The following is a 22,184-nucleotide window of genomic DNA, read 5'->3' as shown; positions in this document are numbered from 1 at the left end:
GCCGGGTATTCCCGTCATATGTAATATGCTGCTATCCGACCACTCTTGCCTGTCGGTCATGAAATGCCAATAGGGCTGACTCGGCAAGCGCTGCGCGAGAACTACCTGTCAGTATTCTTCTTTATACTGCTTGCTTATTATTCTGTCGGCTATCTGGCCATGCTGTTGGCTATTCCGCCCGGTTATGCAACGGCGATATGGCCCTCTGCGGGTATTGCCCTGGCCGCCATGTTGCTGGCGGGGTACCGATATTGGCCCGCAGTCGCGCTTGCCTCGTTTTCTATCAATGCTATTGAGGTGCCACTCGATCAGGGTGTTGCGGCCTTCTTTGCCGAGGCCTGGGCGCCAGCGCTGATTGGGCTTGGTGCTGCCACGCAGGCCGTGGTGGGCGCCTGGGTGCTCAAGCGGGTGATTGGTTACCCGCTGAATCTGGATACGGCACGCTCGGTGCTGATCTATATTGTCCTGATCTGCGGTGTGGCCAGCGTCATCAGTGCGTCTGTTGCGGTTTCTACGCTCTGGTTGGCGGGCAAGCTGGAGTCCAATAATTATCTCTATAACTGGGCCACCTGGTGGGTCGGCGATGGGCTGGGAATTATGCTTGTCGCCACGCTGATGTTTGTGTTTTTTGCCGAGCCAAGGGGTATCTGGCGGAGCCGGGCAAAAATACTTCCCGTTGCTTTACTCCTGGCGTCGGTGGTCGTGGTGGTGATGTATGTTTTTGCCAGTCGCTGGGAATCGACCCGTCAACAGCAGATGTTCGAACGCCACGCGGAGCAAATATACCTGCGGGCAGAAATTCTTCTTCACAGCTACTTTGAGGGGCTATACGCCGCCCAGTCATTTTTGGGGGCGTCGGAGCACGTTAACCGAGAAGAGTTTTATCAGTTCGTTGGCGGCCTGCTGGATCGCAATCCGGGCTTTCAGGGAGTGGCTTGGGCTGTAGTTATGCCGCATCAGCAGCGCGAGGCTTTTGAGCGGCAGCTCAGCCTGCAAATGGGTGAGCCCAAAGTTGTTACGGAAGCGGATGGCAACGGCACGAGGATGCTCGCGGACAGGCGCGATACCTATGTTGTCATCAAGTATATCGCTCCCGAGGTGGGGAACGAAGCGGCATTGGGCTATGACATCAGCTCGAACCCGCAGGCCAGAAAGGCACTGCTGGCGGCGTCTGATCATCGTCAGCCTGCGGCGACCGCGCCGCTGACGCTGGTGCAGGAGACGGGGCAGCAGGCGGGGGTTGTCGTGTATTTTCCTGTATTTAGGGCTGGCGTATTGAGCGGCTATATCAGCGGCGTTTTCCGGGTGGAAAACCTGATGCATGCGCTGTTGGTGAATCAAAACCTGAACGGTTTGGCGCTGACCCTGACGGCGGGTGATGAGCTGATATTTGAAGCAGATTCGCTGCAGAACGCGAATAAAGCCCCGTTGTTTGTTCAGAGCTGGCCCATTCATTTTGCCGATCAGCAATGGCGATTGACTATCAGCGGCAGTCAGCGGTTTCTGGCAGACAGTCGCTCGATCATGCCCTGGGGGGTACTGGCCGCAGGGATGCTGTTTGTCGGTTTGCTGGGCATGTCGCTGCTGGTGCTTACCGGCGCTAAATACCATTCGGATGAGTCCAGTGTGAAGTTGCAGGCGATGGTTGAGCGTCTGCAGCAAACGCAGGGGCAGTTGGTCGAATCGGAAAAAATGGCGGCGCTGGGTGGTCTGGTGGCCGGTTTTGCCCACGAGCTGAATACGCCGATTGGTATAGCGATTACCGCGTCTTCAACATTGAAGTCAGATATTCAGCGTATCGCGCCACTGGTTGCCCAAAGTGATCAACTGTCGAGGGATGAGGCGGAGCGCACTGTTTCCCGGCTGATGGAGGCTTCCAGTATGGTGCTGGAAAGTCTGCAGCGTTCGGGCAATCTGATCAGCAGCTTTAAACAAGTATCAGTTGATCAGGCGTCGGCAGATGTGAGGAAGATTAATCTACACGACTACTTGCACGATATTTTGCTGCACCTCGCGCCAAGCTGTCGAAGCAACGGGCACGATGTCAGCCTGGATTGCCCTCGGGATATTTATATCCACACCGTGCCGGGTGGCTTGACGCAAGTCGTGGTCAATTTAGTCAACAACAGTCTGGGGCATGCATTCCCCGGCGACCGTCAGGGTCGAATCCAGTTGCGCGTAAGACGCGATGGGCCTTGGGTAGTCTTGGATGTTGCCGATGATGGGGTCGGCATGTCCCCCGAGGTTAGGGAAAAGGTATTCGAGCCGTTCTTTACCACGCGCAGGGGGGGTAAGCACGCAGGCAGCGGGCTGGGGCTCCATCTGGTCTACAACGTGGTTCGCCGGCAACTGGGTGGCGAAATCTCCGTGGTGTCGACGCCGGGGGAGGGCAGTACTTTCACGGTGCAGTTACCGCTGATGCCGCAGCATGATCACTTGCAGGATGCAGGCTGAGTTCTGCTTTATCTGCCGGGTTGGAGACCTGCAAACATCAGGTCAATCGAACGGCGAATATCGTCGAGCCCGGCGAAATAGGAATCGCCGGATGAAAGCTGCTGGTGGTAAATGCCAACGATATGCGCGCGGATATAGCACGCCAGCTCCTCCGCGCTGATGTCGTCGCGAATCAATTTATATTGCTGGCCATAGCTGACGATCTGGGTGATGAGGCTGAGATTGTGTTGGCGGTTTTTGTCGAGATGCTCGCGAGCATTTTGGGATTCCGTGCAGAGGCTGTAGCGCATGGCAAAGCGGGTCACCTGCTCCACGGTTGGACTCTCCAGCATCCGCTGGTAGGACATCAGTAACACCTCTTTGAACGCGTCTAATGTCAGCATGCCGTTGGCGGCGTCTTCCACTTGGCTGCGCATTGCCGTGTCCAGTGGAAGGCTCAAGCGGTCGATGATGGCATTGATCAGTTCATCTTTATTTTTGAAGTGCCAATAGATTGCGCCTCGCGTGACGCCGGCCGCTGAAGCCACGTCGCTGAGTCGTGTGCTGCCGATTCCCTGTTCTGCAAACAGCTGTTCGGCGGCAGTCAGCAAGCTTTCCCTGGTGGCTTCGGCCTCGGCCTTTGAGCGTCTCATAATGCCTTCCGTTACAATTGGTAACAAAAAATGTAACTGATACTTTACATACGTACGTGCATGTATGTAAAGTGGCTGGGTCTTTTGTTTAACTCGGATAGCTCCCTATGAACACCGCTGATTCTCGGCTGAATACCTTTGGCGTGCAGACACGACGTGGCTTGGCCATAGCGATGATCGCTGTGGTGGCAGTGCTGTCGGCTTGTGGCGCCGAGCAGGCCCCGGTAGCTGCGGAACAGGCGCAGCCCGTGAAGGTGTTGGTGATGCGCAGCGATGATGTGCCCGTGGTTGGGCAGTATCCCGGTCGCCTGGAGGGGTCCAAAGAAGTGCAGGTTCGTGCAAGGGTCGAGGGCATCCTGCTGAGACGCACCTACACAGAAGGCCAGCAGGTGGAGGCGGGTCAGCTTCTGTTCGAAATTGATTCCGCACCTTTCGAGGTGGCGCTTAACCGTGCCAAGGCCCAGTTGGCTCAGGCGCGCGCCAGCCTGTCCGCCGCAGAACGTCGCTGGCGCCGCGCCAGTGAATTGATTAAAACCAATGCCATCAGTCAGCGTGACCGCGATGATGCGGAATCTGAGCTGGACGAGGCGAGGGCGACGCTGCAGCTCGCCGAGGCTGAGGTGAGCGCCGCCCAGATCAATCTTGATTATTGCAAAGTGCGGGCGCCGATTTCCGGCATCACCAGCCGGGAGCAGGTTTCAGAGGGAAGTTTGGTCGGTCCGTCTGCCAACAGTTTGCTGACCAGTATCACTCAGCTGGACCCTTTGTGGGTCAACATCTCGATGCCTGATGAAATGGTGCTGCTGCTCCGTCGCCTGCTGAAAGAGGGCGAATTGAGCTATGACGAGAGTCAGCGCGCCGTGCAGATTGAAACTGCCGGTGAGCAGACTCACCCCCATCTCGGTCATATTAATTTCAGCGATAGCGTCATTGATCGTAATACCGGTACGGTGCAGTTCAGAGCGACGGTCGACAACCCTGAGGGCAGTTTGCTGCCCGGCCAGTTTGTTCGGGTCAGCTTGAAAGGGCTGTATAGCCGAAATTCTATGGTACTGCCGGAGCGTGCCGTCTTGCAGAACGCCCAGGGCAGTTATGTCTACGTAGTAAATGCGGAGCAGCGTGCGGAAGTGCGCCCTGTAACCCTCGGACTTGAGGTCGAAGGCGGGCGCATCGTCGATAGCGGTCTGGAGCCCGGTGATACCGTCGTACTTGAAGGCTTGGTACGCGTGCGCCCGGGGGCACTGCTGGAGCCGGAAGTGATTGAAATTACCTACGACTACGGCCCCGAGCCCCATTTTGATGATGAGCCTGAGGCGCCGCAAATGAAGCTCGTGCAGGCAGATCTGCCGACCGCGCAGGAGCGTGTGCAATGAGCGTCCGGTTTTTCATCGAGCGCCCGGTACTGTCGATTGTCCTGTCGCTGCTGATCCTGATTGCTGGGGCAACCGCTTTGGGCAAACTGCCGGTGTCGCTGTACCCGCAGATTCTTCCGCCTGAAATTGTGGTGACCGCCAGCTACCCCGGCGCCAATGCCGAAACCCTGGCTGAGACGGTTGCCGCCCCGCTGGAGCAGGAGCTCAACGGGGTCGAGGGTATGCTGTATATGAATACGCAGGCGTCGGCTGCCGGACATGTAAGTACCAGTGTGATTTTTGCTACCGGGACAGATCCGGATCAGGCGGCGATCGACGTGTCGAACCGGGTGGCGGTGGCGGAAAACCGTCTCCCCGAAGCGGTAAAGCGTTTGGGTATTACCGTCGATAAGCGCTCAACAGATATTCTGATGATTTTCTCGTTGTCGTCGAAGCTGCCCCAGTACGACGCCATCTACCTGAGTAACTACGCGCTGTTAAATATCATTGACGAGCTGCGTCGCCTGCCGGGTATCGGCGGTACGCGCTTGCTCGGTGCGCGTGACTATTCCATGCGAATCTGGCTGCAGCCAGACCGCCTCGCAGAGTACGGGCTGACACCCAGCGATGTCGCCGCGGCGATCGCAGGTCAGAATTCAAACTTTGCGGTTGGCTCTTTCGGTGCCGAGCCAATGTCGGCAGATCAGCCGTTCACCTATGCCGTAAGTACCCAGGGTCGTCTGGCGACGGTCGAAGAATTTGAAGACATTATTATTCGCGCAGAGCCGAACTCAGCGGCATTGCACCTCGGTGATATTGCGAGGGTTGAACTGGGTGCCAAGGATTATGCCTTCCGCGGTGCATTCAACGGCGAGCCTGCTGTGCCCGTGGCAATGTACTTGCGACCGGGTGCCAATGCGCTTGAGACCGCTGAGGCCGCCAAGGCGGTTATGGAGCGGGTAAAGGCCAATGTGCCGGAAGGGGTCGATATTGAACTCGCTTTCGATACCACGGTATTTGTCGAGAAGTCGATCAATGAAGTCGTCGTGACATTCTTCGAGGCGATGTTGTTGGTGATTCTGGTCATGTTTCTGTTTTTGCAGAACGTGCGTGCCACTTTTATTCCGCTGCTGGCGATTCCTGTGTCCATTGTCGGTACGTTCGCGGGCTTGTACATCCTCGGTTACTCCATCAACCTGCTGACGCTGTTCGGCCTGATTCTCGCCATTGGTATTGTGGTTGACGATGCGATCATCGTGATTGAAAACGTTGAGCGCATTATGGAAGAGCAGCATCTCACGCCTTACGAAGCGGTCAAGCAGGCCATGCAGGAAGTCAGCGGCCCGCTCGTGGCAATCGTACTGGTTCTGTCTGCGGTTTTTCTGCCGGTGGTATTTATTGAAGGACTCACCGGCGAAATGTATCGGCAGTTTGCCGTCGCGCTGACGATTTCTGTTGTGCTGTCGGGGATTGTTGCACTGACACTGACGCCAGCACTGTGCGCCATGATGCTCAAACCCCATGGCCACGGCGGCGTTTCTCACCGTGCACTGACCGCCTTCAACCGTGGCTTTGAATGGCTTCGCGATCGCTATATGGCCGTGACCGCGATGATCCTTCGCCACCGTGTCGCCAGTTCGCTGGGCTTTGTTGCCTTGGTGGTTGTGGCGCTGTGGGTATTTACCCGCGTGCCGACCGGCCTGGTGCCCGCCGAGGACCAGGGTTATATCATGATGGCCTACAACACGCCGCCGGCGGCGTCTCTGTCGCGGACGGCGACGGTAACTGATGCCATGGCCGGGCGACTGATGGAGACTGACGGTGTCAGTTCGCTGATTACCTTTGCGGGCTTCGACATTCTTTCTTCGTCACTGAAAACCAACGCCGGTGTGTCGTTCATCATGCTGGACGATTGGGATGAGCGTGCGTCGCCGGGCCTGGATTCCATTTCGTTGGCTCACCGCGTGCCAGCGCTGGGCAACGACTTGCTGGATGGCAGCATGATTGCCTTTAATCCGCCACCGATTATCGGCCTCAGCAGCACTGGCGGCTTTGAGTTTTACCTGCAAAGCCGAGGTGAGGCCCGCCTGTCTGATTTGAATGAGGCCGTTTGGAAACTGGTTGCCGAGGCGAATAAACAGCCGGAACTCAGCCGGGTATACAGCACGTTTCAGATGAATACGCCGCAGTACAAATTGACGTTGGACCGTGAGAAAACCATGAGTCTGGGTGTGCCGGTTGAGGACGTGTTCAGCACGATGCAGGCGACGTTCGGCAGTCTGTATGTCAACGACTTCACGCTGTTCGGCCGCAGCTTTCAGGTAAATTTGCAGTCGGAGGAGTCCTTCCGTCGCTCCCCAGATGACCTCAGCAAAGTTTTCGTGCGCTCCTCAACGGGCAGCCTGATACCGCTGCGCTCACTCGTCAACGTCGAGCGTGTGGTGGGGCCGGATGCGGTGACCCGGTTCAACGGCTTCAATGCGGCGAAGGTTCTGGGTTCGCCCGCGCCGGGCTACAGCTCCGGTGAGGCCATCGCCGCCATTGAGCGGGTGGCCGCCGATGTGCTGGGGCGCGACTTCAGCATTGGCTGGGTCGGCAGCGCCTATCAAGAGAAGTCATCATCGGGGAATAGCAGTAAAGCCTTTATTTTGGCGATCCTGATCGTATTCCTGATTCTGGCGGCGCAGTATGAGCGTTGGCTGATGCCGGCGGCCGTGGTGATGGCGGTGCCTTTTGCGTTGCTGGGTGCGGTGATTGCGGCATGGCTGCGGGGGCTGGACAACGATATTTATTTCCAGATCGGCCTGGTGTGTCTGATCGGTCTCGCTAGTAAGAACGCGATTCTAATCGTCGAATTCGCCATGCAGGAGCGCGAGAAAGGCCTGTCGATTGTCGATGCGGCGCTGGAGGCGCTGCGCCTGCGCTTCCGGCCGATTGTCATGACCTCATTGGCATTTACACTGGGTTGTCTGCCGCTGGCGCTGTCCACTGGCGCCGGTGCCGCCAGCCGGACTGCACTGGGTACCAGTGTGATCGGTGGTATGTTGATGGCAACCTTCGTTGCCACCGTATTCGTGCCCTTGTTCTATGTGCTGATGGCGACCTTGAGCGAGCGTTTTTCGAAAAAATCGTCGTAGTAGCGCTGGAGGCCGATTCGCTTTAGCCGTCGGACATGCGCTCGCTGAAGTCCCAGCTGGACAGGGTTTTGGGGCGCAGGCAGATGGCAATTTCATCCGCTTTGCGACTCATCAGCCAGTCTGCCAGTGATTGGTTGCTGCCGCCGAGGTAGCGATCAATCAGCTTGCTCAGCAACACACCCTCGCTGTCGCTGGAAAGGCTGGCAACGGCTTTGCCGCGAACGCCGCGATAGGGAATGCCGTTAACAGCAATTTCAAAGCCGCACTCGGGGCGTGCTTTCAGCAGGCGGATAATTTTGGCGTTGCGGTGAGAGACGCAATACAACGCGTCGTCGTGATAGAGATACCACAGCGAACAGATTACCGGGAAGCCGTCCTGATCAATGGCGGACAGTCGCAGTGGAATCAGGCTGTCGCGCAAAAACGGGCTGTGGTCCATAGGTGCCTCCTGAAAGTCATATCGCCGGCGGTCAAAGCTTCTCGATGCCTCGATCACTAATGCGGATTTTGCGTTCTTTATAGAGCTTGCTCAGCCCCTGTTTAAAGGCTTTTTTACTGACGCCGAAGATACGTTTGATGGCTTCCGGTGGGCTTTTATCACCGAGTGCAAGAAAACCGTCGTTGGCATCGAGCTGTTTCAGAATCTGTTCTGCGACATCGGGTGCGCGCTGTTTGGCCGGCGTATTCAATGTCAGATCCAGACGTTTGTCCGGACGCACGCGCCGTATCCAGCCGCTCAGTTGATCTCCGCGCTTCAGCGGATGGCTGAGCTCGCTGTCGTAAAGCAGTCCCCAAACGCGTTGGTCGACAATACATTTGTAGCCCAGCGTGGTTTTTCCCGCGACCATCAAGCCGACTTCCTGACCGGCTTTAAAGCCATCGGCCTGATCTGAAATGTGTCGGTCCAGTCGCATACTGGCGACCAGTCGTCCGCGCAGATCCGTGTATACCGTTACCAGCACATTTTGCCCGACGCGAAGCTCACCGAGCTGTTCGCTGAAAGGCAGCAGCAGTTCTTTATCCAGCCCCCAGTCCAGGAATGCGCCCACATCGGCAATGGCGCTCACCGGAAGTTGTCCGGCATCGCCGCATTGTAATGTGGGGCGCTGGCTGCTGGCGATCAGGCTGCCGTCATTATCGTGCAGTATGAAGACGTCGAGCGTATCGCCAACGGCTATATTCTCCGGCGCCTGGCGAGGCGGTAAAAAAATATCTCCGGCATCGCCGCCGTCCAGATAAAAGCCCGCCGTCGTTTTGCGGCTGACGCTCAAGCGATTGACGCGTCCAATACGAAGCATGATGGAGTCCAAGGGTATTCAGAAAGTGGGGAGTATGCCCGCTGCCTGCGATTGCTGCCAGCAGTGATTCCCCCGTTGAGGGCGAAGAGGGGCAGTGATTCTCGCATCCGTGGTTTTTCACTGTTTTCAGGCATTGGCGGCTGTGTGAACGCTAGGTGTTAATCCCGACCTTCGTAAAAACGATCGTCGGCAGAAAACAACTTGCGCCGAACATTGTGGCGAAACTGGCCGGGTGCAATGGCATTCATCTGCTTGAAAAGCTTGCTGAAATAGCTGGCATCACTGTAGCCACACAGAGCGCTGATTTCCTCAACGGGCAAGTTGCTGTTTTGCAGCAATTCCCTCGCTGAATCGAGGCGTATCTGCTGTAGGTACTGAAGGGGGGATTGTCCGCAGGCCCTCTGGAAGCGGCGCTGGAAACTGCGCTGGCTCAGTCCGCTGCGCTGTGCCAGATCGTCCATACGGATCGGGTCGCCGAAGTGTCGATGCATCCAGCTTTGTGCGAGGGCAATGACTTCATCGCCGTGGCGGAGATTGTGCTCACTGCGATAGGCCTGATTGGCGAAGGGGCGACGGCTTTCAGGGGAGAATTGCTGGGTTACCTGATGAGCGATGTCGGCCCCCCAGTGGCGGTCGATTAGGTGAATAACCAGGTCGGCCGCGCTGTTAACACTGCCCGTACAGTACAGCTTGCCTGCCTCAGTAATCAGGTGATCGCGCTGCAGCTTTATTCTCGGGTAGCGATTTTCGAAGTCGTCGAAATAGTGCCAGTGGGTCGTCGCTGCGCGCCCATCGAGCAAACCTGCCTCCGCGAGAAAGTAACTGCCGGTTCCGACCGCGCACAGCTCGCAGCCATGAGATGCCAACTGTTGAAGCCACTGTTTGACCTCCGGGCGTTGAGCGCCTCCGCGGAGGGGATGACGCCAGCGACTGGCGATAATCAGGATATCCGGTACGGGCCAGGGGGCGCTTTCCGGCTCTGCATAGAGCCACTGATCTGCCTGTAGCACCAGGCCTCCGGATGTCGCCAGTGGTGGAGGGTCCAAACTCAATAATTCCAGCTTGATCGGAGGGCGTTGCCGCCGCCTAGTGAACTGCTGGTTACAGGCTTCCAGCAGTTCAATCGGAAGGCTAAGGCTGGTTGTTAGCGCCTGGCGAAAGCCGAGAAGGGCGATGTGCGAGAATGTTGACACTGTTGTCGTAAATACCATGTTTATTGGCGTAAATGACATTATAGGTGCAGGGCGGCAGGAGTAAACTGCCTGCCCATCTGTGGTAACTCGTTAAGGAATCAGTATTTTGAGCCGTCTGCCGTTAATTGTCGGATTTGGGGGGGTTAATCCCGCCGGTCGCAGCTCTTTTCATCACGCCTACCGTCGGCTGGTCATCGACGCGCTGCCAACTGCGGTGGCGGATCGTACCTTGCAGAGCCTGGCAGCCTTGATGAAGGTGGGAGATGAGTTGCAGGGACAGGCTCGGCGTGACTACATTCTGGCCCACACGCTGATCAGAAAAATCGAGCGCTCCGCGTTTGATGTGGAGCAGGTGCCCTGGAACCGGCGTATGCAGCTACAGGGCGAGCGTGGTGCCGTTGAATTTGTACTGCGACGCAAACAGCTTCCTGAGGCGCTGCCAGCCAACTGGCAGCTTCGCGATCTGGGTGATGATCGAGTTGCTGTGACGGTCACTGAGTCGGTAGATGTGCTGCTGCCGACCCACCGTCGTTTTGAAGTGTCTTCTGCGGGGCAGTTGCCGACCGGCTTTGATCCCGCCGCCTATTACCCGGCTCGCAATCACCCGCGTGGTTTGCAGATGTCGGTGTTCGGCGCATCGGATGCATTGCAGTCGGTGGGTATCGACTGGGACGTTGTTCGCAACCGGGTTCGCCCCGATGAGATTTCCGTTTACGCCAGTTCGGCCATGGCGCAACTGGACGACGCGGGCTTCGGTGGGTTGCTTGGTGCCAGAGCCAACGGCGGGCGAGTGACGTCCAAGCAATTGGCGCTAGGCTTGGCCGATATGCCGGCCGACTTTGTCAGTGCCTATGTACTGGGCAATGTTGGTGGAACCGGGCCCAGCCTGGGCGCTTGTGCCACCTTCTTTTATAACCTTCGGCAGGCGGTCCAGGATATTCGCAGCGGGCATGTGCGAGTGGCGATTGTCGGCGCGGCTGATGCCGGTGTTGAGCCTCGGGTCATGGATGGCTACGCCACGATGGGGGCGCTGGCAAGCGACGCAGAACTGCTGAAACTGGACGAAGCCCGCGGGCTTACCGAGCCGGATTATCGACGTGCCAGCCGTCCTTTCAGCAGCAACTGCGGCTTCACCATCTCTGAGGCCAGTCAGTTTATTGTGCTGTTTGATGACGAACTGGCGCTGGAGCTGGGGGCACAGATTCATGCAGCGGTGCCGGATGTCTTCGTGAATGCTGACGGCTATAAGAAGTCGATCTCGTCGCCGGGCGTTGGCAACTATCTGACCGTTGGCAAGGCTGTTGCGGCAGCGTCGGCGATTCTGGGTGAAGAGGCGGTACGGCGCCGGTCTTTTGTTCAGGCCCACGGGACCAGCACACCGCAGAACAGGGTGACGGAATCGCATATCCTGAACGAAACCGCGAAAGCATTTGGGATAGAACGTTGGCCGGTAGCGGCGATTAAAGCTTATCTTGGCCACAGTATCGGTGCGGCTTCGGGCGATCAGCTAATGGCCAGTCTCGGCGTTTGGCAGGATCACGTACTGCCCGGTATTTCCACCATCGACCACATCGCTGACGACGTGCAGCGCAGTAATTTGATGCTGCCCATGCAGCATCTGGCACTGGAGCCGGACAGCATGGACATCGCCATTCTCAATGCCAAGGGCTTTGGCGGCAACAATGCCAGTGCCTGTCTGCTCTCCCCCTCGGTGGCGGAGCGCCTCGTCAAGGGACGTCACGGAAGCGAAGCCTGGTCTGCCTACTGTGATCGTCGGGAGGCAGTTGTCGCTCAGGCCCGCGCTTATGACGAGGCGGCACTGCGCGGTGACTTAAGCGTTCGTTATCAATTTGGTGAAGGTGTGTTAAACGAGGATGACCTCGATATTCAGCGGGGAAGTATCGGTATTGCCGGTTGGGCTGAGCGCGTCAGCCTGGAGCTGGAGTCCCCCTACGCAGACTGGCTGTCCAAGGGCTGAGTCGCGAGCGGCCATTGCGCTCGGCGCTAGCTGCCCCTCGGATAGCGGCTAGCGACGGGGCGGCAATTACGGATAGGTGACAAATTGCAAATGTGGCGCAATAGCCCTAACCGCAATTCACGTCGCAGGGGTCCTGGCTATGCGAGGATATATCCGACACCCAGATGCCATTCCAGTAGAGGTTGTGCCGGTCGACAACGATATGCTGCCAGACAGTGCGGAACTGCCGGGTCTGTGTTGTAAGGTGGAGCGTCCTTTCGCTCGCGGCAGTGCGGTACGATTTACCCTTCCATCGATGCCTGTTGATTTCACCGGCATCGGGCGAATCAGCTGCTGTTGCCGCCACGGCGACAGCTGGCTGGCCAGAATTTCCCTTTCCTCTGAGCAAGCGCTCTATCATCTGCGTATGGTGGAGCAGCTCTGTCAAATTGAAGCCTATCGGCACTGTGTGTCCGAGCATCAGGGGCGACAACTCAATGCCGAGCAAGCCGCCGCCGAGTGGATATCTCGTTACGCGGCGGACTTCGATCAGTATTTTGCGATGAGTTAGTGCTTTTCGCAGAATATCCCCGCATTTATGAGCAAGACAGCCGTACGCTTTCATGGTTGAATACTCCCCCCTGACAACCTTGGGGCGTGAAAGGAGTCCGTGAATGAACTATGAAGCCAGCGCGCGCGTGGTGATTGATTTGCCCAAAGACCGAGTGTGGGCGATGTTGCAGGATTTGACCCTGGCTCATCACTATGTCCCCGGTGTACAGCGCTGTGAACTGCATGAAGGCCCGGCATCCGGTGTCGGTGCCAGTCGTCGTGTCTACCAGAAATTTGGCCGCTGGCTGGATGAGAGCGTCGTGGAATGGAATGAAGGGCGAGGATTTGTGCTGCGCTTGCATCGCAAAGACAAAGGCGCTCCGGCTCCCTTCCGTCAGGCGCAATTTCGCTATCAGATAGATGATGCCGGCAATAGTCAGACGGCATTTACTGCCCGCTTGAGCTTCTCCATGCGCTGGGGGAGGATAGGTGCATGGTTGTATAAACGTGTCATGCGTGGCCCGGTCAATCGCATGATTCGCGATGTGGCGGCGGGCATGAAAGACTTCTATGAATCTCGGGCCGATGCGCCCTCTGAGGCTGTGAGAAAACTGGATTGACGATGGATGCACTGCGCCTGCTTCAGCAGCGAAATTCTGCAAGTAAACTCTGTGAGCCAGCGCCGGGTAGTGAGGTGCTGGACGAGGCGTTTGCCGCCGCAGCACGAGCGCCGGATCATGCGAGGCTGAGACCCTGGCGGTTTCGCCTCGTAGAAGGGGAGGCCCGCTCCCGCCTTGGCGATATCTACGCCGACGCCGCTGTGGTGCGGCGCCCTGAGAGCACAGAGGCCGAACTGGAGAAATTCCGAAAACAACCGCTGCGTGCGCCGATGATTCTGATTGTGTCGGCGGTGATTCAGGAGCATCCAAAGGTGCCGGCTGTAGAGCAGCGGTTGGCGACTGGCTGTGCCGCCTACGGTTTTCTGCTGGCGCTGGAGGCCCAGGGGTATGCGGGAATCTGGCGAACCGGGGATCACGCCTTCGACCGCGGTGTTATGTCAGCCATCGGAATGTCAGATAACGAAGAAATAATAGGCTTTCTTTATATCGGAAGTCGCGATGGCAGTGCCAAGCCCCTGCCTGAGGTGGCGACGTCAGATTTTGTTGAGACATGGACGGGACTATGAATACGGTCAAACCCCCAGTATTTGAAACATTGGCGCTGCGTATGGAGCAGCATGTCGCATGGGTAGCCCTTAACCGCCCCGACAAAGCTAACGCCATGAATGAGGCCATGTGGGCAGAGCTGCAACAGTGTTTTGAGTGGCTCGATGCCGAGCCCTGTGTGCGCGTAGTTGTGCTTTGCGGTGAGGGCAAGAATTTCTGTGCGGGTATTGATCTGGGCATGTTTGCCGGATTGGCAGACCTGATGTCCCAGCAGCCGGAGCTGGGGCGACGTATCGAGTGGTTCCGTCGCCACATTAAAATGTTGCAGGGCAATCTCACTGCTATAGAGCAGTGCCGTAAGCCCGTTATTGCGGCTATTCAGGGCAACTGTGTGGGTGGTGGTATCGATATGATTTCCACCTGCGATATGCGTTTTTGTGCGCAGGGCGCCAATTTCTCTATCAAGGAAATTGATATTGGCATCGTGGCTGATGTGGGTACATTACAGCGCCTGCCCAAACTGATTTCTCCGGGGCTGGTCAGCGAGCTGGCGCTGAGCGGGCGCAATGTCGATGCATCGGAAGCGGAACGGATTGGCCTGATTAACCGCGCTTACAATTCCTATGAGGAGATGGTCGATGCGGTGTCTGAGCTGGCTCAAAGTATTGCCCGCAAGTCACCGCTGGCTGTTCGCGGAACCAAGGAAATGATCCGCTATTCACGCGACCACAGCGTAGAAGACGCGCTGAATTATGTCGCGACATGGAATGCTGGCATGCTTAGCCAGGAAGACGCCATGTTGGCAATTTCGTCTGCGCCGGGTGAGTCTCCAGACTTCAAAGACTGATCTCAATATTAATAATCGTTCAGGAATGGGGGTAAGCGTCTTACTGCGCTTGTTCCCTGACTTGGTGTTGGTAAACTACCTGTAACCAATTGCTGCACCCTGTGCAGTGTTGGTGCCATAGTGATATGCAAAAAAATACGATATTCAAAAATTCACTGCTGACTTTCCTGCTTCGTCCACTGTTCCTGTTTACCTCCCGGCTGATTGGCTGGAAAGTGCTGGGGCAAAAGCCGGAACAGAAAAAGTGTGTATTGATAGCGGCGCCACATACCAGTAACTGGGACTTTCCCACCATGATGGTGATTGCTTTCGTGCTGGGCCTGGATGTGCACTGGATGGGTAAGCATACCTTGTTTCCCAAAGGGCCTTTGGGCGCCATTATGCGCTGGTTTGGTGGCATCGCTATCGACCGCCGCAAGCGTCATAACACGGTAGAGCAGATGGCTGAGGAATATCGTCGCCGTGACGAACTGTTGGTGGTCATTACGCCGGAGGGAACACGGAGTGAAGTTGATCGCTGGAAAGGCGGTTTTTATCACATTGCCTGTGCGGCAAATGTGCCCATCGTGTTGGGCTTTGTCGATGCCAAGACAAAGACCACAGGGCTGGGGCCAACCTTTTATCCCACCGGGGATTACGAGGCTGACCTGAAAGAAATTATGGCGTTCTACGAGAATATGCAGGGCCTGAAGAAACGCTAGTGCGAGTGCTCCGGGTCGGCGTTTCTTCGTAGATAAATAACAAAAAAACGAAGACACCTTATACCGGGGCAATTTATGAGCGTAAGAAACCGCTGGTCGACCACCCTGTTGACCATCGCCAGCCTGATTCTGGCGCATTCCGCCAGCGCCATGCGCGCCGCCGATGTTAATACCGGCACGATCGCAGACAATCCCTCTGACAACTGGCTTGCTCACGGTAAAGATTACCGCGAGCAGCGCTACAGCGAGCTCAAGCAGATCAATCGCGAGTCGGTGACTGAGCTGGGCCTGGCCTGGTCCTTTGACACTGATTTCAATCGCGGCCTTGAAGCAACCCCGATAGTGGTTGATGGCGTGATGTATGTCACCGGCAACTGGAGTGTGGTGTATGCCTTGGATGCCCGCAGTGGTGAGCTGCTGTGGAAGTACGATCCCAAGGTTCCCCGGGAGTGGGCCAAGATGGCCTGCTGCGATGTCGTAAACCGGGGTGTCGCTGTCTACGAAGGTAAAGTGATTGTCGGCACGCTCGATGCCCGCCTGATCGCCCTGGATGCCGAGAGTGGTGAGGTCATCTGGTCCGTACAAAGTGCTGATATTGAGAAATATCCGTACACCATTACCGGGGCTCCCCGTGTCGCCAAAGGTTTGGTATTCATTGGGAATGGTGGCGCAGAATACGGTGTTCGAGGCTTTGTCAGCGCCTTTGATGTGAATACCGGCGAGATGCGCTGGCGCTTCTACACCGTCCCCGGCAACCCGGCCGACGGGTTCGAGAATGATGCCATGGCGCGAGCCGCTGAAACCTGGACGGGTAAATGGTGGGAGTTCGGTGGTGGCGGCACCGTCTGGGACTCAATCGTCTACGACGACGAGTTGGACCAGTTGTACATCGGTGTCGGTAACGGCTCTCCCTGGAACCAGCGTATTAGAAGTCCTGAAGGTGGTGACAACCTCTATCTGTCGTCGATTGTCGCGCTGAACCCCGATACCGGTGACTACCTTTGGCACTATCAGGAGACCCCTGCCGAGACTTGGGACTTTACCGCCACGCAGCATATTATGCTGGCCGACATGGAAATCGATGGTGAACATAAGAAGGTTATCTGGCATGCGCCGAAAAACGGCTTCTTCTTTATCATCGATCGCGAGAACGGCAAGTTGCTGTCGGCTGAACCCTACGCCAAGGTGAACTGGGCAAGCCACTACGATATGGCGACCGGTCGGCCGGTTGAAACCGATATCGCGCGTTATGAAGGCAAGCCGGAGCTGATTCGGCCATCGTCCATGGGCGCGCACAACTGGCACCCGATGGCGCACAGCCCCGATACCGGCTATGTCTATATTCCCGCCATTGAAGCCCTGTTCCAGTACGCGGATGTCGAGGAATACCTGCACCGCTGGGGGCAGTGGAATCTGGGCGTGCCTCTGGAGCAGCCTGCATTGCCCGACCCGATTCTGGCGCAGTTGCTGACGACGACGATGACTCGAGGCTCATTGCTGGCCTGGGATCCGAAAACACAGAGCGCTGCCTGGGAAATTCCGCATAAACTGACCTGGAATGGCGGTCTGCTGGCGACGGCGGGAGGGCTGGTCTTTCAGGGAACGGCGGATGGGCAATTCATTGCTGTGAATGACAAGACCGGTGAAAAACTCTGGAGCCATGATGTCCGCACGGGCGCCATGGCGGCGCCAGTGACCTATAGTCTTGACGGCGAGCAATACGTGACTCTGCTGGTCGGTTGGGGTGGTGCTTTTGGCTTGGTCGCGGGTCTGGAGCGTGAGTACACGCCACCGCCGAGCCGGGTTCTGACCTTTAAATTGGGGGGCAATGGCCAATTGCCGCCAAATCCCGAAAAGCAGCTGCACGAGCCGCCGCCGCGTTTGACTGAGGATGAGGCTGTGCTGGAGCAGGGGCGCAAGCTGTATTACGCCTACTGCGCGGCCTGTCATGGTACTGAAGTGATTTCCAACGGCGCCATCCCTGATTTGCGTCATTTGCCGCGCGCGTTTCACGATAACTTTAACGCTATCGTGCTGGACGGCATCATGAGCAAGCTGGGTATGGTCGGCTTCAAGCAGGTGATTGATGAAGATCAGGCCTACGCCATTCACGCTTATATCCTTGATGAAGCAAACAAGGACAAAGAGTCCCGTGAGCTACCCGAGTGGTGGCGCAGCTTTAAAGCTTGGGTATATAGCGGACTCGCTTGGTTGATAGGCTTAATTAGCTAGAAAAACAATCTGTGATTTTGAAGGGGCCGCTGGCCCCTTTTTTTGTGTATAGAAAGCGGGTGTTAGTGGAAGCTGGCTAGCATAAGCGGTGCGCCCCATGAATATGTGTTTGTGTATTTGGTGTCGGGGTTCAGTTAGTTAGACTGCCTGCTAACGTATTCCCTATGGTAACGGCAGGAGTTTTACACTGGGGTTACGGGTTTTCCACATAATCTGTGGATAAGTTGGTGGGTAAGTTGTCAGTTTGGCCCGCTAAGCGCGATAGACTCGGGGTTGTAACAAATTGGTCAAATTTTAATCATTATATTAAATTCTATAAAAAACATATAGTTATGATGTTTTCTTGATTTTATCTGTGATTTTTTGCCGCTAAACGATGAACTTTGGGTTATTGGGCCCTATCTGTGAATAAGTGTTACGTCAAGAGTTGACTTATGTAACGTGTTACCAATTGCAACGCTGCATAATTCTGGGGCTTTGGCGGGCATCAAGATGGTGCGCGTGTCAGTTCTCGGGGCCGCTATAGCTACAGCCGCTGGTGCAGGTTTCACGCATTTCGATACGTTTTAGTGCAGGCAGGGATGGCTTCAGCGCTTGCCAAATCCATATCGACAGGTTTTCGCTGGTGGGGTTTTCAAGGCCAGGGATGTCATTCAGGTAGTAGTGGTCAAGCTGGTCCAGAATAGGCGCTATCGCCTGCTTGATATCGCCAAAATCCATGATCCAGCCTGTGTGAGAGTCGGGCTCGCCACCAACAACGACCCGTAGCTGGAAGCTGTGGCCGTGCAGGCGGGCGCATTTGTGGCCCTCGGGGACGTTGGGTAGGCGATGGGCGGCTTCGAAACTGAACTCTTTGAAAATTTCCACGGATAAAGGACCTGAGCCTGAAGTTAGGGCGAGCTATGGTAATCAGCCTTACTAAAGCTGTACAGAACAGCGTGCTTCGCAGGGTGCTCAAAGGCTGCACAAAGTGGCGAATTATTGGGCTTCATGTAGTACAAAAAATGAGCAAAATCAGTTGGATAGGCTTTTTTTACAGTTTTTTAAAAAAAATCCCCTGGAAGGTTTGACAAGCAAGGTCATTACTGTAGAATGCGCCTCACTCGATTGAGGGGTGATTAGCTCAGCTGGGAGAGCATCTGCCTTACAAGCAGAGGGTCGGCGGTTCGATCCCGTCATCACCCACCAAATCGATCGAGTGTAAGAGTATGCGGACCGGTAGTTCAGTTGGTTAGAATGCCGGCCTGTCACGCCGGAGGTCGCGGGTTCGAGTCCCGTCCGGTCCGCCAACTTTTACCACTGCTTGCAGTGATTTCCTGACCTCCTTTCTGTTTTTAATATTCCTTTATTTTTACCTGCTTTGTCAGTGCGTCGAATTTCCGCTGCACGCGTCTGCGCCACTTGAATGAATGTGATTGCCACGCCGTATTTGTGCGTCAAATCGCGCTATCATCTGCTTCTACTATAAAAGCTGGAAGGCGAGTGCCCTATGTCATCACTGACAGAAGCCATTCTTTTTTTTCGCGACGATGACATCGTCAAAGAAATGTATTTCTCTGAGTTTGAAGCTGTTCTCGACGACGTCGTCGGTGTGCCGGACTTCGCCGGCGAGCAGTTACAGGCTGTGTTCGTACAGATAAATGGCGCATTGAAGGTCACGGGTGCGGTTTTCTTTACGATCAGCTTTGACAAGCGAGGCCGTATTGCCGGCAGCTGGAATATCCCCCTTCGCCATTTGTTAGACCACGCGAACTTTGGTCCTGACTTAGGTGCGGGCATGATTCGGGTCGCCTGCCGCAGTGCCTGTCCGGTGTCCTGGTATCGCCAGCAACTCTGGGACCCGGAGATGGAGAACAACCAAACATTCTCAGCCATCAGTGTGGCGGTGCAGCGCAATCGACTGGGTATTGTCAGTGATGAAGCGTCGGCACCGACCGCGGCGGCAGTATCGCCATTTTTTCAGGAGAGCGCGCCTCCGGCACCGCCTGCCGCTCGTGCCGATTCTGTCGATGCCGATCAACCGATATTTCACCGGGCTTACCGCGCGAGATTGAAAGCGCTGCGACAAGCTGAGCAGCTTCGGCTGGCGACCCAGGCTGAACGCTTTGAAACGCTCGCCGAAAAGCAGGCCGAACAATTCGCTGAAAAATTGGCGGCGACTGAAAAGGCGCTGGCACGGGCCACAAAGAACGGGGCTGAGCTGGAGGCTCGCTGTCGGCAATTGCAGACACAAATGACCAAGCAGCAGGCTGAGCTGGAGAGTCGAAATGCCGAATATGAGGCGTTGCTGGAAAAAGGCGGAGAGGCCGCGCAGAGTGAGCTTGACGCGCTGAAAACTGGCTACCAGGAGCGCCTGCAGAGAGAGCTGGAACGCCACGCTGCCGATTACGAGGAGCGCCTGCGAAAGCGTGAGACAGAATTGTATCAGCGCGCCACTGAAATCGTCGGATTGCGTGATGAGCTGGGGCGCCTGCGCGAGCAGAACAACGAGCTCATGCTCAAGGACGATAATGCGATTCTGACCGAAATGGCGGAGAAGGGAGTGGTGTTTGTTGCCTATCACCCCGGCATTGAGCATCTGGTGATCGATCGTCATGACATGCCCGCCTATCTGCGTGATCCGCAAGCCTATGCCGCCGAGCGCTGTGAGGTCAGCTTGGAGCAGTATCAGCGATGGTTGGTCCACTACCGCCTGCCGGTGTGCTGTTATCAGGACGAGCGCGGGGAATACTGCGGTCAACCGCTGGATAAGGTGATGAAGCCGAAGTTATTCCGCTCGGGAGACAGCGACCGCTGCGAGGCGCACAAGCTTGGCTGAGGTGGCAGTCACCTCACTGATTGATGCCTTATATACGGACACTCCCTGCGTGGATGTATTGCGCTTGGATCGTCAGCACGCGCTGGCGCCTGGCAATAAATGGTTCAAACTCAAGACCAATCTGAGCGAAGCGCGGCGCCTTGATGCCCACTGTCTGGTTAGTTTCGGTGGTGCTCACTCCAATCACCTTCATGCTTTGGCGGCGGTTGCTCGGGAAGCGGCCTTTCCGTGCTATCTGTTTGTGCGCGCAGATGCGGGGCAGCAAACGCCCTGCCTGCTAGATGCGGCGCGCTGGGGGGCGACGATTATTCCCCTCAGTCGGAGCGATTATCGGCGCCGCCATGATCCGGAGTTTGTTGCCTCCTTAGTGCACGAGCTTCCAAAGCCTTATGTGATTCCGGAGGGTGCGGCGAATGTCCTGGGGGTGCAGGGTTGTGCGGATATTGCAGCGTTGCTGCCAGATCGGGCTGCGGCGTATGACCTGGTGATGCTGGCCTGCGGTACGGGCAGTACCCTTGCTGGCTTGGCTTGCGCCGTTGCTGACGGCGTGGCTGTGCGTGGTGTGCCGGTAGTGAAAAAGGCTGAGCAGTTCATGCCCGCCGATATTCAACGCCTGTTGACCAAGATCGGTCACTTCAGAAATAACTGGTCTTTGGACTACCGCTTTATTGGCAAGGGGTTCGGGCAACTGACGCCAGGACTGATTGAGTTTATTAAGACGTTTGAGCAGCGCAGTGGTATCCCTCTCGACCCGGTGTACACCGCTAAGCTTTTCTACGCAGTGGAAACCTTGAAGTTGTCGGGGGAGCTCAACGCGTACTCGCGGATACTGGCGGTGCACACCGGTGGTTTACAAGGAAGGCGAGGCTATCCCGAGGTGTTTGGCTGCAGTTAGTCGCGAGGCCAGTCATCGGGAACGACAAAGCAGCGTTCGAGGTGCTTATTGATCAGCATGACGGGACGCTGTTCTGCTCGATCGAGCTGACGCTCATCGAGCGGCCGGGCATTTTCGTAATCAGCATCTAACCAATAGGGCTTTTCCAGCAATCGCCACTGCCAGTGTTCATCTGACCGTTGGCGGAATTTCCCGACGTGGAACCAGTCCCCGACGGGGTGATCTGGGTTCAGGCCGTGACTCCAGGCTTTTTGTTGTTCCGGATAGAACAGCATCCCCGCCACGCGCAGTTGGGGCTCGCATTTAACAATCCCCGCAGTTTTCAGCGCTTGTTGGCCGGCTGGGGTCTGCGACAGCTCTAGCTGGTGCGAGAGCAGTCGTTCCAGTTTGCGGTCAAGACGGTCGGCGCTGTTGGGGCCGAGCCATTCTCGAAAGGGCAGCTCGCCTGCGTGCCGAGCAAGGAAGAACTTCACGGCCAGTTCTAAGTGAAATGTGTGGCCTTTCAACATGTCGTGATAAAGCACGTCGAACTCGCCCAGTGTTCGTCCGTCCTGCCTGACTGGCAGGTTGTGGGCCAGCAGTTCGGTATGTGGGTCTTCAATCAGAAAAAAATGCCAGAGTGATTCGAACACGAGGCCCAGCCTTGGACTCCGGCAGTGCTGCTCGAGGTAATCGCGCAGGCGGCGATCATTCCGGTCCAGCTGCTCCAGCCATTCCCGTCGTTGGCTCGTCAGCGGGAGATCCGGAGCGGCAATCCCTGTCGTCTCGTTGAGAAGTGGGGGGGCAAAGCAGCTCCATGCCAAGGCGCGCACAGGGGGCGAGTTCAGCTGGGGGAGGCTATGTGGGAAGGCATTTGCCATCATCTGCGGGTCGTTGCTCGATCAAATGTTTCCGCCATTGTAGACAGAAATTGCGTCGTAATTTTACTTTTCAGGATGAGGTCGTCGCCG

The 22,184-nt window shown here is 56.5% G+C and carries 18 protein-coding genes and 2 tRNA genes; 14 read left to right on the top strand and 6 right to left on the bottom strand.

From position 1 onward, the window contains the following. Positions 1 to 63: 63 nt before the first annotated feature. Entirely contained in the window at positions 64 to 2,454 is a 2,391-nt protein-coding gene (locus G411_RS0113785; RefSeq protein ID WP_022959799.1) for a CHASE domain-containing protein, read from the top strand. Positions 2,455 to 2,462: 8 nt separating this feature from the next. Here the strand turns inward: G411_RS0113785 and G411_RS21585 are convergent, their stop codons facing one another. Beyond that, positions 2,463 to 3,086, bottom strand: a complete 624-nt coding sequence (locus G411_RS21585) for a TetR family transcriptional regulator (RefSeq protein WP_022959798.1) — start codon at positions 3,084 to 3,086, stop codon at positions 2,463 to 2,465. Positions 3,087 to 3,193: 107 nt separating this feature from the next. Between G411_RS21585 and G411_RS20550 the strand changes: the two genes are divergently transcribed. Together G411_RS20550 and G411_RS0113770 are read left to right on the top strand one after the other, a co-directional pair. Continuing rightward, complete coding sequence (locus tag G411_RS20550) at positions 3,194 to 4,459, top strand: efflux RND transporter periplasmic adaptor subunit (RefSeq protein WP_022959797.1); 1,266 nt, start codon at positions 3,194 to 3,196, stop codon at positions 4,457 to 4,459. Beyond that, positions 4,456 to 7,575, top strand: a complete 3,120-nt coding sequence (locus G411_RS0113770) for an efflux RND transporter permease subunit (protein ID WP_022959796.1) — start codon at positions 4,456 to 4,458, stop codon at positions 7,573 to 7,575. The genes G411_RS20550 and G411_RS0113770 overlap by 4 nt, the downstream gene beginning before the upstream one ends. A gap of 22 nt (positions 7,576 to 7,597) precedes the next feature. Here G411_RS0113770 and G411_RS0113765 read toward each other — a convergent pair whose 3' ends face one another. From G411_RS0113765 to G411_RS0113755, 3 genes are all read right to left on the bottom strand, one after another. Continuing rightward, positions 7,598 to 8,014, bottom strand: coding sequence for a pyridoxamine 5'-phosphate oxidase family protein (locus G411_RS0113765; RefSeq protein ID WP_022959795.1), 417 nt, complete (start codon positions 8,012 to 8,014; stop codon positions 7,598 to 7,600). 31 nt (positions 8,015 to 8,045) lie between these two features. Beyond that, on the bottom strand, positions 8,046 to 8,873 hold the full coding sequence (locus G411_RS0113760) for a CvfB family protein (protein WP_022959794.1): 828 nt from the start codon (positions 8,871 to 8,873) through the stop codon (positions 8,046 to 8,048). A gap of 158 nt (positions 8,874 to 9,031) precedes the next feature. Beyond that, entirely contained in the window at positions 9,032 to 10,066 is a 1,035-nt protein-coding gene (locus G411_RS0113755; protein WP_169530703.1) for a GlxA family transcriptional regulator, read from the bottom strand. 106 nt (positions 10,067 to 10,172) lie between these two features. Here G411_RS0113755 and G411_RS0113750 point away from each other — a divergent pair, with 106 nt between their 5' ends. The 7 genes from G411_RS0113750 (at position 10,173) to G411_RS0113720 (ending at position 17,521) form a co-directional block, all read left to right on the top strand. Further along, positions 10,173 to 12,044: a beta-ketoacyl synthase gene (locus G411_RS0113750; protein ID WP_022959792.1), complete on the top strand. Its 1,872-nt coding sequence runs from the start codon at positions 10,173 to 10,175 to the stop codon at positions 12,042 to 12,044. A 139-nt stretch (positions 12,045 to 12,183) separates the two neighbouring features. Beyond that, the gene (locus G411_RS0113745) at positions 12,184 to 12,594 is read left to right on the top strand and encodes a hypothetical protein (RefSeq protein ID WP_157581331.1); all 411 of its coding nucleotides are present in this window, start codon (positions 12,184 to 12,186) and stop codon (positions 12,592 to 12,594) included. Positions 12,595 to 12,697: 103 nt separating this feature from the next. Beyond that, positions 12,698 to 13,195 carry an SRPBCC family protein gene (locus G411_RS20545; RefSeq protein ID WP_022959790.1) on the top strand — a complete coding sequence of 166 codons (498 nt, stop codon included), beginning with the start codon at positions 12,698 to 12,700 and terminating at the stop codon, positions 13,193 to 13,195. A 2-nt stretch (positions 13,196 to 13,197) separates the two neighbouring features. Continuing rightward, a complete protein-coding gene (locus tag G411_RS0113735; protein WP_022959789.1) occupies positions 13,198 to 13,761 on the top strand; it encodes a nitroreductase family protein in 564 nt (187 codons plus the stop codon). Then, positions 13,758 to 14,588 carry a crotonase/enoyl-CoA hydratase family protein gene (locus G411_RS0113730; protein WP_022959788.1) on the top strand — a complete coding sequence of 277 codons (831 nt, stop codon included), beginning with the start codon at positions 13,758 to 13,760 and terminating at the stop codon, positions 14,586 to 14,588. The genes G411_RS0113735 and G411_RS0113730 overlap by 4 nt, the downstream gene beginning before the upstream one ends. 125 nt (positions 14,589 to 14,713) lie before the next feature. Further along, positions 14,714 to 15,289, top strand: a complete 576-nt coding sequence (locus G411_RS0113725; RefSeq protein WP_022959787.1) for a lysophospholipid acyltransferase family protein — start codon at positions 14,714 to 14,716, stop codon at positions 15,287 to 15,289. Positions 15,290 to 15,364: 75 nt separating this feature from the next. Next, positions 15,365 to 17,521, top strand: coding sequence for a PQQ-dependent dehydrogenase, methanol/ethanol family (locus G411_RS0113720; RefSeq protein WP_022959786.1), 2,157 nt, complete (start codon positions 15,365 to 15,367; stop codon positions 17,519 to 17,521). Positions 17,522 to 18,025: 504 nt separating this feature from the next. Here G411_RS0113720 and queD read toward each other — a convergent pair. After that, a complete protein-coding gene (gene queD / locus G411_RS0113715; protein WP_022959785.1) occupies positions 18,026 to 18,388 on the bottom strand; it encodes a 6-carboxytetrahydropterin synthase QueD in 363 nt (120 codons plus the stop codon). 245 nt (positions 18,389 to 18,633) lie between these two features. Here queD and G411_RS0113710 point away from each other — a divergent pair. The 4 genes from G411_RS0113710 to G411_RS20540 all read left to right on the top strand — a co-directional run bounded on the left by G411_RS0113710 (position 18,634) and on the right by G411_RS20540 (position 21,234). Further along, positions 18,634 to 18,709: transfer RNA gene (locus G411_RS0113710), tRNA-Val, on the top strand. Between the two features lie 24 nt (positions 18,710 to 18,733). Beyond that, a tRNA-Asp gene (locus tag G411_RS0113705) sits at positions 18,734 to 18,810 on the top strand. A 200-nt stretch (positions 18,811 to 19,010) separates the two neighbouring features. Further along, positions 19,011 to 20,339, top strand: coding sequence for a hypothetical protein (locus G411_RS0113700; RefSeq protein WP_022959784.1), 1,329 nt, complete (start codon positions 19,011 to 19,013; stop codon positions 20,337 to 20,339). 1 nt (position 20,340) lies between these two features. Then, positions 20,341 to 21,234: a 1-aminocyclopropane-1-carboxylate deaminase/D-cysteine desulfhydrase gene (locus G411_RS20540; protein WP_245542393.1), complete on the top strand. Its 894-nt coding sequence runs from the start codon at positions 20,341 to 20,343 to the stop codon at positions 21,232 to 21,234. On the opposite strand, the gene G411_RS21580 is transcribed toward G411_RS20540, so the two are convergent. Then, a complete protein-coding gene (locus G411_RS21580; RefSeq protein ID WP_022959782.1) occupies positions 21,231 to 22,097 on the bottom strand; it encodes a DUF1853 family protein in 867 nt (288 codons plus the stop codon). The two genes, G411_RS20540 and G411_RS21580, sit on opposite strands and share 4 nt — an antisense overlap. Positions 22,098 to 22,184: the final 87 nt, after the last annotated feature.

Origin of the sequence: Spongiibacter tropicus DSM 19543 (genome assembly GCF_000420325.1) — a bacterium.
Lineage (GTDB): Bacteria > Pseudomonadota > Gammaproteobacteria > Pseudomonadales > Spongiibacteraceae > Spongiibacter > Spongiibacter tropicus.
The sequence above is the reverse complement of the archived record's forward strand: the minus strand, read 5'-3'. Positions and strand labels throughout refer to the sequence as shown.